Origin of the sequence: Streptomyces sp. AP-93 (assembly GCF_022808175.1) — a bacterium.
In the GTDB taxonomy this organism is placed as follows: Bacteria; Actinomycetota; Actinomycetes; order Streptomycetales; family Streptomycetaceae; genus Streptomyces.
The window spans coordinates 11,875-27,426 of record NZ_JALGBX010000041.1; the positions used below are offsets into that span (position 1 = coordinate 11,875).

General features: G+C 68.7%; 5 protein-coding genes. All 5 read right to left on the reverse strand.

Annotation, left to right across the window (positions count from 1 at the left end; translation table 11 throughout):
* Positions 1–7: 7 nt before the first annotated feature.
* From MTF69_RS39955 to MTF69_RS39975, 5 genes are read right to left on the reverse strand one after another with little or no spacing between them, the layout of a single operon-like run.
* The gene (locus MTF69_RS39955; protein WP_243341712.1) at positions 8–5,758 is read right to left on the reverse strand and encodes a hypothetical protein; all 5,751 of its coding nucleotides are present in this window, start codon (positions 5,756–5,758) and stop codon (positions 8–10) included.
* Entirely contained in the window at positions 5,755–7,413 is a 1,659-nt protein-coding gene (locus MTF69_RS39960) for a hypothetical protein (protein ID WP_243341713.1), read from the reverse strand. The genes MTF69_RS39955 and MTF69_RS39960 overlap by 4 nt, the downstream gene beginning before the upstream one ends.
* Entirely contained in the window at positions 7,404–11,756 is a 4,353-nt protein-coding gene (locus tag MTF69_RS39965; RefSeq protein WP_243341714.1) for a serine/threonine protein kinase, read from the reverse strand. Before MTF69_RS39965 ends, MTF69_RS39960 begins: the two co-directional genes overlap by 10 nt.
* Complete coding sequence (locus MTF69_RS39970) at positions 11,756–13,180, reverse strand: restriction endonuclease subunit S (RefSeq protein ID WP_243341715.1); 1,425 nt, start codon at positions 13,178–13,180, stop codon at positions 11,756–11,758. The genes MTF69_RS39965 and MTF69_RS39970 overlap by 1 nt, the downstream gene beginning before the upstream one ends.
* Positions 13,177–15,318, reverse strand: a complete 2,142-nt coding sequence (locus tag MTF69_RS39975) for an N-6 DNA methylase (protein ID WP_243341716.1) — start codon at positions 15,316–15,318, stop codon at positions 13,177–13,179. Before MTF69_RS39975 ends, MTF69_RS39970 begins: the two co-directional genes overlap by 4 nt.
* Positions 15,319–15,552 lie beyond the last annotated feature (234 nt).

A 15,552-nucleotide genomic window follows, 5' to 3' on the forward strand; every position in this document is an offset into this window, starting at 1 on the left:
CGGGCTACTACCCGCCGGATGCGGTCTTGGTTCCTCCGCCGTGTTTGGTCACCCGGGGGCGGCACCGGATACGGACGGCGCCGTAGGTGAATGCCGGGTCGGTGGCCTTGCTCGACCAGACGTACGCCTCGCCGGGGCCGAGCTGGGCCAGCTGCTCGGCGGTGAGTCCGGACAGGGCCGCGTTCGCCTTCTGCAAGTGCTTCAGCCATGCCGGGGAGGTGGACTTGTGCAGGATCACGTGGTTGGACAGCTCGATGAGCTGGACGGGCACGGAGGGAGGGTCCTGGCTCGCCACAAGGACGCTCATGCCCTTGTGCCGCATTTCTCGGACTGTCTCGACGAGACCGGCCACGAGGTCGGGACTGTCGATGTACTTGTGTGCCTCGTCGAAAACGACCAGCTTGTTGAAGCGGCGATCGCCGTCCCGGGCGTCGGCGAAGAGCTGCATGAGGACGACGAACAGGCCGAGAGCGTCGTCCTTCTCGATGAGATCGTCGCGGAGGTCGACGATGACGAGCCGGCCGGGACGGATCTGGCTGGTGAGCCGGACGCTGTCGTCGATGTACTCCTCGGCGAGGTCAAGCCGGTCTTCGGCGAGGTCCTTGATGTGGTCGGGCATCCGCGAGTCGGCCAGCTCCTGACGGATCGCGTCGAGACTCAGGTCGCTGCGCCGCTTACGGATGGCCTTGGCGATCTGCTTGATGTAGGTGGACCGGTTCCCGACGGCGCCGAGGAGAAATTTCCAGTGCTCCGCCTTGAGCTCAGCCGAGGAGAAGGCCAGTGGCTGCACCTCAATCCCGGGGTACTCCGCGCGGCGCTCATCCACCTGGGCCTCAGGCGCAAGAAGCAGGACGTCGGTCAGCGCCCGCGGTTCTGCCCCGTAGCGTTCCTTGAGGACGGCGAGTTGGGCGCTGTCGTCGTTGGGATGCACCATAGAAGTGAACTCGGGCGCGTAGTCCTGGGTCTTGCTGTAGTGGAAGACCACAGTGGCCAGCGGGTGCGGGAGGTTGTTGACCGGCGGGGCAGACAGGGAGGCCCCCTCGATGATGCTGCCCAGGGTGTAGCTCTTGCCTCCTCCCTGGACTCCGAAGAGGCTGATCGTATGGGTCTCGTCGAGATCGAGAGCTACCGTGCGGCCGGCTACCTCGCCCAGCACGCCGTGCTGGGGTGAGGGGCGGGTGACTCCGAGGAAGACGTCGGGCTGCGGGGTTCCAGTGACGAGCGGGCGCACGGGTGGTGCGGCGGGGCCCGGGGCGTCGATGGTGGGCGCGTGGTGGAAGCTCCGCGGGTCGAGCACTGTGGCAGAACGGGCGGGCCGATCGGCGGATTCGAGCGTCGGGTCGGCCAGCCTGCCGGGAGAGGGCTCCTCTCGTTCGTTCCTGTCTGCCATCGGGTGTACCGGCTCCGATGCTGCGGCGGCGTCCGGCGCGGAAGCGCTGGGCTGTTCCGGCTCCGACTCCGGCTGGCCCTCCGCCGGCGGTGCGTGACGCGCTCCCGAGAGGCGTGGGGCGTCGGCCTCGGCGGCCTGGGCCGGTCCGTCAGCCGCGCCGCTCGCGGGCTCTGCGGCTGCCCGGCCCTCTTCCCTTCCCTCCTCCTCGTCCGTCACCGCAGGGTCCTCCGCACGGAAGCCCGCGTCGGCGAGACGCGGGACGGACAGCCGCAGCAGGGCCAGGGTGGGTGCGGTGGCCGCTCCGTCCAGATCCGGTGCCGCGTCGTCTTCCTCCGCCGAGGACCCGCCATTACCGCCGGTGCCGCCGGATCCTGCGTCCGGGAAGGCCCGCGCGCCGGGTCGCACCGTGGGGATCGCCCGGACCAGTTCGTCGATCAGATCACTGCCGATCCGGTGAAATTCGACACCGTCGTCGGTCTCCCGGTCGGTTCCGGTCCGGGCGAGGTCGAAGATCAGGCCGCTCCGGGTGAACCGTAGCCGGTAGCCGTCGTCGAGGCTGTCGAGCAGCTGGTGTGCGGCCGTACGGGCGCTCAGGTTCATGCTGCCGTGGCGGGCGGCCCTCTCTAGGTAGAAGCGGAGCATGGAGCCGAGTGCGAGGTTCTTGACCGGGCGGTCGACGCGGTCGGGTGCGCTGTGGGCGGGGTCGAAGGATTCGGCGAGGACGGACCGGCTCCGCTCCAACTGTTGGCCGACTTTGGCCTTGAGGCGCTGGTAGGCGCTGATGTCGTCGAGCGCGGTATAGCACTTCACTTCGACGAGGCGGCAGGTGATGGTCCGTTCCTGTGCATCGAGGTGGAAGAGGGCGAGGTCGCTGCGCTGGAAGGAGAGGGCGTCGCCGAGTTCGCGGGCCTGGCGGCGGGCTTCGGCATACAGCTCAGGGTGGGCGTCGAGGGGAACGACGATCTGGTTGTGCAGGACGTCCTGGTAGTCGAGGTAAAGGCGGGCCAGGGACAGTCCGAGGACCTCGGTGCGCTGGTTGGGTGCGGTGGAGGCCAGCTTGAAGGCGAGATTGCCGGATAGCAGCCGGAGCTGGTCAAAGAAGGAGTGGAGGTGACGTTCCTCGACGTCGAGGCCGTGTTGCCGGGCCGTGGGACCGAGCAGGGTGCGCAGCTCGTCGATCGAGTTGGAGCTCACCATGATCTGGTGCCCGAGTCCGTTGCCCGGAGAGGGCGCGTAGTCGATGACGTACTCGGGCCTGCCGTGCTGTCCGGCGTGGTCGAAGTATTCCAGGCCGAGGGTCCGGTCGATGGTGACGACCCAGTCGCCGGTCTGGTGGGCCTGGTAGAGGAGGGCCCGATCGGCGGTGTCGAGGGAGAGGACGGTGCACGGGACGTTCCGCGGCGCCTGCCCCGCGGTGGCCACGCAGGCGGCCGCGGTGGCGAGCAGCGCGGGCAAGCGGCTCATCAGGGTGGCGAGGTCCTCGACGTCCTCCATGGCCGGGGCCGTGCCGTGCCGGGGGGCGGTGCGCCAGACGATCTGCTGGTCGCTGTCCTCGTAGGTGGAGGCAGTCGTCTGCACCAAGCCGTGTACGGGGGCGTGGGCGATGTCCAGGCGCGGGGTTGAGGAGTGCTGTTCGCCGCCGAAGGCGTCGATGAGGACGGTGAGGTGGGCGTCGAACTCGGCGGGCTGCCGGATGAACTCCTCCACAGCCCTTACCGAGTGGACGAGCTTCGCCGTACGGGCCGCACCGGTCGTGTGCAGGAACGCCTCGGCCTCGGCGGAGGCGATCTGGCTCTGGGCGCTCTGCAGTTCCGTCAAGGCTGCCCCGGTCTCCGGGGCCTCCGGGTCGGTCACGCACAGGCGGATGTCGTACGTGAGGTCGCGGGTCCGAGCGCGGCGCTGCAGTTCGAGGAGGGCGTCGGCGACGATCTCCGCACGGCCCGCGTTGACGACGTTCAGGACGAGGGTACGGACGTACGGGTGCAGACGAACATACCGTTCGATCCGGTCGGCCAGGGCTGTTCCGGACAGCGCGCTGGTGCCGTTGGCGGAGCGTGCACCCCCGGCCGGGAGGCGCAGTGCGGCGGCCAGTCGGCCCAGGAGTCCGCGTGGGTCGGAGGTCTCGCTGGGCAGGTAGGCGCCCCAGTACGGGGTGAGGTTGTCGGCAGCTGCCATCAGGCGGCCGTCCTGGCGCGGGACGGCGAACGGAAAGCCGAGCGGTGCCAGGGATTCCAGGAGTGAGTCCTTGGCGGCGAGGACGGCCCGCTTGTCCCCGGTGTCGAGCCGCCCGGTCCAGTCCATGCCAAGGGCGGACCAGGTCGCCAGCCACAGTGCCCGCAGCGGATGGGTGGGCGAGACGAGCAGGACGGTGTCCCGCCGTCCGAGGCCGTCCGTGACGGTCGCCGCGACGCAGTCGATCTGTTGGATTCGGGCCAGGGCAACCAAGGCTCTGCCCCGACTGATGTCGGTGGTCCGCTCGACGTGGAGCGACTGGGCGTCGATCAGCTCGGCGTATGCCTCGACGTAGGCGGCGAGTTCGTCCCGTACGCGTTCGAAGTCAACGGCCTCACTGACCAAGAGATCCTCTGGGTGGTCCGCCTGGCCGCTCTGCTCCTCGCTGCGGCTGCTGATCACGGTGAAGTAGGCGCGCCGTGCCGCGAGGAAGGCGTCGTAGGCCTCAGCGGCCCGTCCGGTCAGGGCGTGCTTCAGGTCCTCGTCATTGCCGGTGGCCGTCTCGGCGGTGCCGTCGGGATGCAGGAGCAGGCGGCGCAGCGTGGTGTCGCCAGGCCGCACCAGGAGGTCCTGCTGGGCCTGTACGAGCAGGGGGGAAAGCCTGATCTCGGCGCTTCCCGCAGGGCGGATCCTCACGGTGAGGGTCCTGTGCGAGCTGCGCGCCGTGACCGTCCTCCAGCGGATGTCGGTGGTGCCGACCCTTGCCGGGTCCTCGCCGGCGGCCAGCGCGTCGAGTTGCAGGGACCTCAGTGCCTGGGTGACCCCGGCGAAGCGTCCGACGCTGCGCTCCGGGGGGTCCTCGATCTCGCCGTCGGGGATGACGTAGAAGCGTTCACTCTCGCCGCCGGGCAGGTCATGGGCGGCGGGGGCGACGTCGAGGGGCTCGTCCGCCTTGTCGAGCGGGACGACGCGGACGAAGTGCCACCCCTCCTCCCAGTCGATCTTGTTGAGGCGGGGCAGCGACCTCTTGTACTCGGCCTTCGTTACCTTCCCCTTGGGAACGTGTATGACCCGTCCGATCGGGCCGCTGCTCTCGGAGACGATCTCCACGCGGAACCGTTCGAGCTCGTCCACCCTGCGAGGCACCGGGTGTACCACGAAACGGGCGGTGATCTCGCGTACCCCCTTCTCGCCGGCGAGCAGATAGGGCTGGCCCGTGATGGCCGACAGCGCCGGATGGGCACGGGCGTCCTCGGTGTTGTCGCCTGCCGCGGGGAGACCTAGTTCGCGTACCTCGATGGAGACGGTGACGCGCTGCCGCTCGTCGATGCGCCAGTTGCCGAAGGACAGCCCCCAGTTCTCCCGGTCGACGACGATGCGACGGGTCCAGGCCGACGGGTCCTCCAAACCGCAGCGGGTCACGAAGCCAGCGAGGCGGGCGGCGAAGTCACCATCGCTCAGGCCGAGATCCAGGACACGCTGCCGCTCTGACCGGGGCGAGGTGGTCAGCTTCTCCACCATGCCGTGGTTCTTCTCGACGCGCTCGCGGACGGTGGAGGGGTCGGCGAACAGGTCGAAGTCCGGCACGAGCCCGAAGTGGTACACCGCCGCCCCGGCGACCTGGTCGCGGTAGGCGTTGGCCTGGAGAGTGAGGAGGTACTGAGCGACGGCACGGTCGCCTGCCCGGGCTCCCGGGCGGTCCCGGAGGGCGGCGAGCAGTTCGTCGACGCCTGGGCGCAGCCGCTGTGGCACCTGGTCGAGGAGGTGATCGGCGAGGCGCGCGTAGGCGTCGCCGAGCGGTACCTCTTCGAAGGTCGCGATGCCGAAGGAGTCCTCGGCGCTCACCCTGGTGCCGGGCGGGACGAAGACGAGCAGCGGTCCGGGCAGGATGCCCTCGCCCTCGGTGCGGTTGCGAAGTTCGACCAGCTTCGTGCTGCTGACACCCACGTCGTGGAACGGCCGGTCCGGGGCGAGGCCGTCGGCGGTGGCGAGCAGGCAGACGGTGGCATCGGGGCCGAGCGCTCCCCGCAGGCGGCGCACCAGCGACGCCGCCAGTTCTGCCTCCACCTCGGTGATCCGCATGCAATGGCCGACGCTCCGCTCGCCGACGAGCTTGGCGAGCCGGGGCACGAGGACCCCTTCAAGCGCCTCGCGGAGGTCCTTGGGAGTGGCCTCCGTCATTCCGGTGGTGCTCATCGGGGAAGCTCTCCCGTTCGTGCTGCGGTGCCGATGGCGTACCGGGGGGTGATGGTCTGCGTCAGATAGGCGTCGGACATGTCCTGGTAGTAGCCGATCTCGCGGAGCCGGTTCAGGAGTGCGGCGGAGTTGGCGCGCAGCGCCGCCTGGTCGTCGAGGTGGGCGCCGGTGAAGCCGTCGCCGTCGGGGAGGCGGTCGATGTAGAGCCCGTAGCGGTCCCGAAGCAGGGCGAGGAACGCGTCCACCCGCATCGGCGAGGTCGCGAGGTTCCCGGACCCGTCGTCGCCCTCCCGAAGCAGCGACACCTGGAGGAGCACTTCGAGGAGGCGTGCGTCCAGGACGAACCGGCGGACGGAGGCGTCACCGCCGCCGCGGGGCTGGGCGAGCAGGGCGCCGGGCCGGTGCTTCAGCAGCATCGAGTCGAGGCACTTCACGAACTGACCCCGGTTGTAGCGGCCCTTGTAGTACATCAGCATCTCGGTGTACTCATCGAACGGGTCGAGTCCGAGCTGGGTGACCCGTTTGAGCTCGGCAGGAAGTTCGTCTTCTTCGTCCCGTACCTGGTTGACCCGCATCAAGAAGAAGGCGTCGCGGTCCTTGCGGTACGACTTGCCGAGCAGCCGCAGTGCTTCTTCCGGGGTGAAGTAGCTCCTTCCGCTGGGGCGGCTCAGTGTGCCCACCTTGTCAGCCAGGTGTTCCGCGAAGTCGTCGAGCTTCTTCACCTGGTACGTCGCTTGGACGAAGCGCGGGATGCGCCGGTACCAGATGTCCGCGCTGCGTTCGGCCAGGGCGGCAGCCGGGGTGCCCGGAGTCCCCTCCGTGTCGAGGAAGAGCCGCACCCGGTACGGGCAGCGGTCGGCCTCGGCCTTGCCCGGGTGCCCCTTGCGGCAAGATGCCGGCACCGTGCCGGACTCGACGGCCGCGGGCAGTAGCTTCGCCATGCGCAGGTGGTAGAGCGACAGGTGGAAGGCGAACAGCACCTTCAGGTAGTCGACCAGCACGGTGCGCGGCATGTGGTCCTGGTGGTAGAGCAGCCGCATGACGTCCTGGCAGAGCAGCAGTGCCGGTTCGGCGCAGAGCCGCGGGTACGGGGTGCGGGGCTTCCCCGTGTCCGCCCGGTCCTGCATCTGGCCTCCGGCCAGTTCCACCAGGTGCAGCAGCGCCTGTGTCTCGACGTCGGCGCCCGCGCCGGGGGTGATCGAGCCGGTGGCGCGGTCCACGTCGGAGAAGAAAAATTCGCGGAGTCCCTTGAGGGCTCCCTCGTCCGCGGTGAGCATCTCGTACAGCTGCTCGTCGGCTCCGTATGGGCGGGACTTGCGGCTGTTGCGGAACCGGTAGGTGAATCCGTGCAACGGCCGGGGGCCCGCCACGGCCTCGTCGGCCTTGGCGCGGTTGACCAGGTCCAGGAGGTGGGTGGCGGTCCAGCGGGTGGTGGTCTCCCGGTCGAAGCCGTCGAACACCCCGGGGTTCTCCAGGAACAGCTTGACGAACACTTCGACGTCGAGCGTCCTGGACCGGCTGATCTTGCTGGGCATGCCGCGATGCCATAGCCGCGCGAGCAGCGCGGTAAGGACCCGGTCCATGTCGAGGGGCTTGTAGTCGACCCGGCTGACGCCGGGGTGGTGGAAGGTACCGAGCGATCCGGTCAGCGCCATGCCTTCTCCTCCGCCCCGTCGGTGACTGCTTCCGCGTGGTGCTGGTGTTCGGTGTCTGGGACCGGCGGTTCGTCGTCGGCCGGTGCGGCCGTCAGGTCTTCCATGTGCAGGACGGAGTCCTCGGTGCGGTGGATCCGGCGCAGGTCGTATCCGTGGATGGTGAGGAGCACCTCCTGGTACGGAACGGCGGCCAGCCGGTTCTTGAACACGGCGAGGGCCAGCTGTTGCCCTTGAAGGTCGGCGACCGAGGGTCGGTAGCCCTGCTCGAACCGTTGCAGCAGCTCGAAGAGGTCGAGCCGGATGTCCAGTTCGGCCGTGCCTCCCTGGCTGCCGGCGGGGTCCTGGTAGCTGAGGCGCAGCGCGGTGCGGCCGGATTCGATATACGGGGATGCGGGTGCCGCTCCGGGTTCGAGGCGGAACCCTTCGGCGGGGAAGCGGCGGAAGCTGCGGATGGTGCCGCCCGCCACGTCACGGACCTTCAGGGCGAGTGCGTCCCCGATGCGCTCCGGTGCCATTAGCCCTTCGCCCCGGTTGAGGGCGCGCAGGACGGTGTCGCGCTCCTGGGCGACAGAGGCGTCAGTGGTCAGGAGTTCCATAAAGCGCAGCACTGAGGGGTAGGGCAGCATCCGCTGGGCCCGGTCCTCGTCGTGGAGTTCGAAGTAGAGCAGGCGACGGGCGGCGTCCAGGTAACGGCGGTGTTCCGCCGCCTGGGCTCCATGAGCGGCGCCCGCGCGGCCGAGCTCTTCGAACTGCCGACCGAGCAGGATGCGGTCGCGGATTCCGCGCCCATCCACGGTGACCAGGGCGCCATGCTCCAGGAGGCCGGTGTAGTCCAGACGGCGGTCGAGTCGGGGCCGGGGCGCGGTGGCGACGTCGGCTTCGCGGAGCAGCGAGAGCAGCCGGTCGTGCTCCTGCGGAGTCCCGTCGTCGGCCGGAGGAGTGCCCAGGTGTGCAGAGAAGTAGAAGCTGTCGAGGGTCTGCTGGGCGTCCCCTGCCGCATACAGCTGGTGGATCTCGGTGCAGTCGCGGCCCGAGGTGAGGGTGAAGGCAAGTGCCGAGCGCAGGTCGCGCAGGGTGATGTGCAGCTTGCCGCGCAGCTGGGTGAGTTCGTAGATCCGGCGCAGCCGTCGTTTGGCCTGCGGGCCGGCAGACGGGTGCTGGAAGGTCTGTGCATTGTGCCGGGCATAGCAGGTGTCGGCGAGGTCGCAGCCGGCGCAGTCCTCCCAGAACCGTTCGTGCGTCATGCGGTCAACCATCCGCTCAAGGAGCGACTCGCCGTCCTGGGGGGTGCCGTCGGTCCCGACCGGTCGGGAGGTCACATCGCGTGCGTTGAGGTTGACGACGGCGACGGCCTGTCCGGTGTTCCGGCCGGAGAGTCCCAGATTGACGAGCTTGGCGAGGTGGGGGTAGCGGTCGTGGCGATGGCTGAGGAAGTCGATCAAGCGGCCCTCATTGACGGCGATCAGCCAGGTCTCGCCCTGAGTGTGCTGCCATTCCGTTTCGGCGGTGCCGGAGAAGGGTGCGAAGAACTTCTCTAGGACCTCGTCCCCGTCGGTATCCCCTTCGTCCTGACTGCCGTCGTGGTTGGTGCGGAAGCGGTGGCCCTCCAGGGTGAAGTCGCTGCCGTTGGGCCGCCTCGGGCCGAAGTCGGCGCCTAGTTTGCCGGCCTGGCGCTCGAAGCTCTCCAGGAAGGCGGTCTTGCCGTCGCCCGCGTTGCCGGTGACCACGACGAGCGCGTGGCGTCCCTGACGGAGGGCAGGGACGAGCTCACGGTCCAGGGCAGTCTCGACGTACACCGACATGGTGTGCGGGTCGAGGCCGCGGGTGCCGCGGTTGCTGCGGCGGCTCTGGCTGTACAGCGTCTGGAGGTGCGCGACGAACGGGTTGCTGTTCGGCTCAGGGAGCGCGGCTTTGTCACCCGCGCCGCCGGCAGGTGGGGCCGGGGGCAGCTCGGAGTGCTCGGGCAGCAGCGGCGTCAGGGGGGCGGACCGGGCGGAGTCCAGGGCCTCCAGAGCTCGCAGCAGTTCCTCGGCCGTACCGAACCGCTCGCCCCGGTACGGAGAGATGGCCCGCAGCATGATCTCGGCGAAACCCGGCGCGAGGTCTCCGAAACCGCTGTACGCGGTCCGCGGGTCGATCGGCGCGACCCCGGGGAGGGGCCAGTTGGCGTCCCACGGATACTGTCCGCCGGTAAGTGCCTCGAACAGGGTGACGCCGAGCCCGAACAAGTCACGGTCGGTGTACCCGCTGGCGTCGGCCGGCACTTGGTCCAGGTCGGGCGGGGTGTAGCGCGGACTGGTGTACGTATGGCCCTCGGAGGAGTCCGAGGTCTTGGCGATCCCGAAGTCAATGAGCTTGACGCCGTCGTCGGTCCACAGCAGGTTGCTCGGCTTGATGTCGCAGTGCCACACCCCGAGGTCGTGGATGTGCCGCAGTCCGCGGGCGGTGTCGATCGCGAGACGCAGCACGTCCGCCGCACCCATCCGCCCGCCACGGATCACCTCGGCGACGTCCTTGCCGTCGACGAACTCGAAGACAAGGTAAGGGTATTCGTCCGGTGATGGCAGTCGGTCGGCGTCCACCATCGACACCACGTTGGGGTGTGGCGCGCTCTGGAGCCGCTGCAATACGTCGGCCTCGCGGCGCAGCCGCTCCAAGACGGACTCCCGGTCCCGCAGGACCAGCTTCACCGCCCGGTCGACACTCCGTATTGTGTCGTACACCCTGTAGGCCACGCCGAACGCCCCGGGGCGGCCCAGCTTCCGCCGTACCAGATACTTCGTGCCGAGCTGGAAGTCGGCCGGCAGGTCCCGGTAGAACTCCGGTCCGCGCGGCCCGTCCTGACTGTTCGAGCCGTACGCGACGGCGGCGGGCTCCTCCGCCGACCTGGCGGCGGAGGAGCCGATACGCCTGGCCGGGGTCTTCCGGACACCCATGGCCAGGTCGAGCCGCCGCAGCGCCTCGACAGCGGAGGGCCGGGCGGCCGGGTCCGTCACACACAGCGTCTGGAGCCAGTGCGCCAGCTCCACCCGCACTCCGGCGCTCTCCAGGCCGGAGGCGGGCAGCCGCCCGGCCGCTCCGGCCTGCTCGGTGGCCGAGGTGAACGGCAACTCCCCTGTGAGCAACTGGTAGCCGATGACCCCGACCGAGTAGATGTCCGAGGGCATGCCCATGGCAGCGGGGTCGGCGTGGCACTCGGGTGCCAGATAGGCGGGGTCGGCGACCTGACGTGCCTCGTGCATGACGGTGTGGCCGCGGGTTTGCGCAGTCTTGGCGTACTCGAAGCCGGTCAGCATGGCCCGGCCGTTCTGCGCGATCAGAACGGTCGAAGGGTTCAGCTCGCGGTGAGCAATACGGCGGCTGTGAGCGTGGGCGAGCCCCTGCAGGACGTCCCGGACCGTCCGCAGCTTAGAGTCGGCGGTGAGCGGGTCTGCGGCCCCGGTCAGGTGCAGCTTCAGCGCGTGGCCGGGCACGTCGTCGAAGACGGTGACATAGATGTCCCGGTCCTCGTCGGCGAAGAAGTCCCGCACCCCGACGATGTTCGGGTGCGAGGGCAGCTTGCCGAGCGCCTCGTAGGCGATGCCGATCCGCTTCTGCTGCATCAGCCGGTCGGCCTCGGCGGCATACGGGTCTGCCTTGCGGACCTGCAGACGGACCGTCCCCGAACCCTGCACGGCCAGCGCGTTCTTCGCCCGGTACTCGTCGAGCACGTCGACGCCCTCGGCGTGCTGGGACTCACTGAGCCGCTCGATCACCTCCCAGCTGCCGAACCTCAGCGGCCCGGACGGCGCACGCGACGAGCCCCGGACCGTGCGCACGATCGCCTCGTGATGCGCAGAGATGTCGGTGTCGAACCGCCCGGAGGACACCGGTACGCGGCCCACATCGGCCAGCCGCCCGATCAGGTCGGCAAGGGGGACGGTGGCCTTCGCATCGCGCTGCTGGGGCGTGCCGTCCACAAGCACGGCGTCCGCCGCCGAGAGCACCACTAAGGCGTCGGTCCAGAGCCGGGACAGCGGCCGGTGCGCGGTCTCCAGGATCGTCTTGAGCTGTCGGGCGTGGCTCTGGAGCTTGGGCACCGGGCTGCGGAATGGAGCCCGCCGCGACGGATGCCAGCGGCTGCCGTCGGCCTCGATCCGGCCATGAGTGCCTTTCACGTCGATGACGGACACCGCATGCCCGGTGACCACGACGAGATCAACCTCGAACAGCCGGTCCCGTTGCGGGAACTCGACGGAGTGCAGGACCGTCCAATCGTCGGGGGCGTGATCACGCAGGTGCGCGATCACCCTCCGCTCGGCATCGTTGACGGCCTCCCCAACTGCAACGATCCTGGCACCCATCAGCCGGCGGCCTCCTCGATGGCAGCGGTGAGCAGCGCGAGCGCCTTGTCCTCTAGGACGTCGGCACGGTCGCGGCATTGGTAGGCATAGCGGACCGTGGCGGCGATGCGGGCACGGTCGGCGGGGGGTGCAAGCGGGATCGGGATCTCGGAGCGAAGGGTCTCGTGGATATCCTGCTGCTTGCCACCGGCACTCAGGGAACGCAGCAGACGGAAGGCCACCTCGGAGCGGAAGAAGGCGAAGAGGTAGGCGCCGGGGACTTCCGGGTCACCGCTGACGACGCGGAGAAAGTGCTCCGAATACGCGTACCGCAGCCAGGACCCGGTAGCCAGTGTCGGACGACAGTAGACCTCATTCTCTCCGAGAGTGCCCTGCGCCGCGATCAGGATCGTCTCGTCGGCCGCGAACACTTCTGCGGGTGTCGATGATGCCCCAATCCAACGGCCTTCAGGACGGAGCCAGAAGGCCTGCCGCTGCCCGACCAGCTGCACTCCGTGCTCGGGATCGCTGTCGACTCGCTTGAAACGGACACCGCGGCTGAGCTGGCCTCCAGAGCAAATCGAGCCGAGAGTCTCTCCGGGCACGACAGCCAGCTTCTCCATCAGCACCCGCGCGCGGGGGGCGAAGTTCAGCGCACGAAGGGAGGTAGGCCCCACGCTTTCGACCTCGAACCCGAGGTCTCGCTCCTGCTGGTGCCAGCGGACGTCGTTCAGGTCCGAAAGCCCGTTGCTGTCGAAGAAGTCCTTCGTCGCGGCGACCAGATCCGCCTGGCATCGCGCCCGCAATCTCGCACTGTGCTCCACCAGCCGATGGATGCGCTCTTCCCGTGCCGCGCCCAGCCGTGGCACGGGAAGACCCACAAGGTGCTGCGGCTCGATGTGCTTCACGGCCGACCCGTAGACCGACCCTCTAACGAGCGCCTCACCAAACCGGCTGAGCAGGAAGGCATACAGGTACCCCGACTGGATCTTCTCCGTATCCGGTTCGACCTTGAGCGTGTGCTGCGAAGACCAGCAGCCGCCCATGTCGGGGCGGACGTACGCCCTCCTGCCAGCGTAGAACCCCGAACACGAGATCAGGGTCATGCCGGGCTTGATTTGGAGGTAGGACAGGGCCGCCGAGAAGGCATCGGACTTCCGCAGCCGGGGCAGACCAGCGAGGTCGGCCGCCATCATGTCTCTCGAACCGAGGAACGGCACACTGTGCTCGGGGTCGGTGAGGTAGACCCGCCGGAACATGGGCCCGTTGAAGAGCCCGCCGTTGTGTCCGGAGGTCACGCTCGCCAGCGGCACCGTGTCCGGCAGCCGCTCCAGCATCTTCTTCGCTTCCAGCGCACCCGAGATGTACGGCTTCGCGTCGAGCCGGAAGCCCTGCTCCGCGAGCCAGTCCGACATCACTGGGTTGGAAGGGCTTGCGACCTTCATGCGCCTGCCTCCGCACCCTTGCGCGGCTCAACGCCGGGCACCGGATGCTTGGCCCGGAACTCGCGGTACTTCTCCGCGATCACGGGCAGGTCGTTGTCGATGACTGGCCTGCTGCGCGTCAGCGGCCGGGTCACCTCCTTACCCCGGATGCGGAGCCGCTCCATCTCGACCGTGGTCTCCACCACGATGTCCCCGTTGGGCTCGCGTTTGTAGAGGTCGGCTCCCCGTCGGTCGAAGCCGACCTTCTCGGCGACCGCCATGAAGACCGGATACGGGTTCTCCGTCCCCAGTCGGTGGTTGCGCACTTCCTGATCGGTCTTCCGCTTCAGGAAAAGGAGCGTCGTGAGGATGTTGACGTTAGCGTCGACGATGAACGTCTCCACCGGCAGCTCGACGCTGGCAAGGACCCAGCAGTGCTCCAAGATGTACCGCCGGATCGCCTCATCGGTGGGGCCCGGGTTCGAGAGGATACCGTTCGGCAAGACGATGCCCATGCGGCCGCCGGGCTTGACCCACTCGATGGCGCGCTGGATGAACAACTGCTCGGGCGCCATGCTGCCCGGCTGGCTAGTGACGCTCGCCTCGAGCTCGCCAGTCTCCTTGTTTCGCCCCCAAGACCTGGCGATGCCCTCACGGAACGAGCCGAGCACCGACTCATCGCTGACGGGGATGTCCGCGCCAAAAGGGGGGTTGCTCAGGAGCACGTCCACGGCCTTGCCGAGCGGGATCGCCTTCCTCGCCGGCTCGACGCCCGGCAGGTGGCCTCGCGGGAAGGCGAGCGAGTCCATGTGGAAGACGTTTCCGGTGGTCTCCGCGAGCGTCATGATGTTCATGGTGGTGGCTCGGACCAGCGATGGGTCGAAGTCTGAGCCGAAGAGGTGCTTCTCCGCGTAATCCTTCAGTCGGTCCCGGAAGCGCTCGCGCTGCTCGTCGGTGTCCGGGAAGCCGTAAGTGCCCTCTGTCTTCTGCCAGGTGTGGTGCAGGTGGTTGAGGGTTGCTTGGAGGAATCCGCCGGTGCCGCAGGTGGGGTCGAGTACGGTCTCGTCCTCCTGCGGGTCGAGGATCTCCACCATCAGGTTCACCGCGCCGCGCGGCGTGAAGTACTGGCCCCGATCGCCGCGCAGGTTGGTGCCGACCAGCTCCTGGTAGGCGATGCCCTTGGCGTCGATGTCGGTGCCACTGAGGTCGTACGGGGCAAGTTCGCTGACGATGAAGGCGAGCGCCCGGTCGGAGAGGGTGATCTCGTCCGTGGGCTTGAAGACGCCCCCGTACTCGCGCTTGACGTCTTCGAAGAGTTCCTTGACGCGCGCGCTGATGGCGGCCCGCCCGCCCTCCTCGAACATCTCCTTCAAACCCGTGCGGAACCGGCCGCGCCCGGTACCGCGGCTGACCCGCTCGTCGTACGTCTTGGCGAAGAGGAGGTAGAGGAACTGCCAGAAGGCGGCATCCTTCGACATGCCCTCGTTGCCGTGGATGTAGTTGTGGCAACGGCGGAACGAGGTCTTGAGCATCTCCGGCTCGGCCCGGCGCAGCCGCTGGTGCGAGGCGACGGTCCGGCTGCCGACGGTGCCATCGGCAACCTCCCAGTCGCTGCGGTCCTCGAAGGTAGCGCCGAAGCCGCCGATCACCTTCTTGAGGAAGAAGAAGTCGACGCCGTCCGTCCACATGCCGTCCGCGCACGAAGGGCGGTCCTCGTTGCCCAGCAGCTCCTTGAGGTCGTCGAGGTCCTTCTGTGCGTCCTCGGGTTCACGGAGCTTAACGACGTTCTTGCCGCGCTTGGGCTCAGGCTTGCAGACCACTACGCGTCGAAGGTTCACCGTGGTGTGCGGGGCTCCGGACTCGAAGACCGCGATGTCCGCCTTCTTCGTCCGCTTGCGCGGAGCGTCCTCGGCACTGACGGTGACAGGGAAGTCACGCGCCATGTCATGGGGGTCGATCCCATGCTCGTGGACGAGAGCCCGGGCGATGCGCTGGCGGACTTTCTCCTTCGGAGTCTCCTTGATCGCCTTACCGGTGATGTAGTCGACGACCTGGCCCTCTTCCAGGGCAGTGACCTGAGGCTGGGTGTCCTCCGCTGCCGGGCCGACCTCGCCCCCGGGCTGCTGCGGGATGTCCAGGTCCAAGGTCAGTTCCTCCATCAGCGTGCCGCTTCTTCCCTGTGCTCGGTGGTGCAGGGCGGCACTCACCGCCCGGTGCGCGCCGTACCCGCCCCGTCACGGCCGCCACCTGCGATCCTACGGCCACGGCAGCAGGCCGGGCGGCGATTCCCGAGAGGCCGGATCATGACCGGCCGCCATGCGGCGCGAGCCTACCGGCGGGCACTGACAATCCCCCCGGGGTTCCGGCCGAGCCAGGCAGGCTCGGCACGCCTG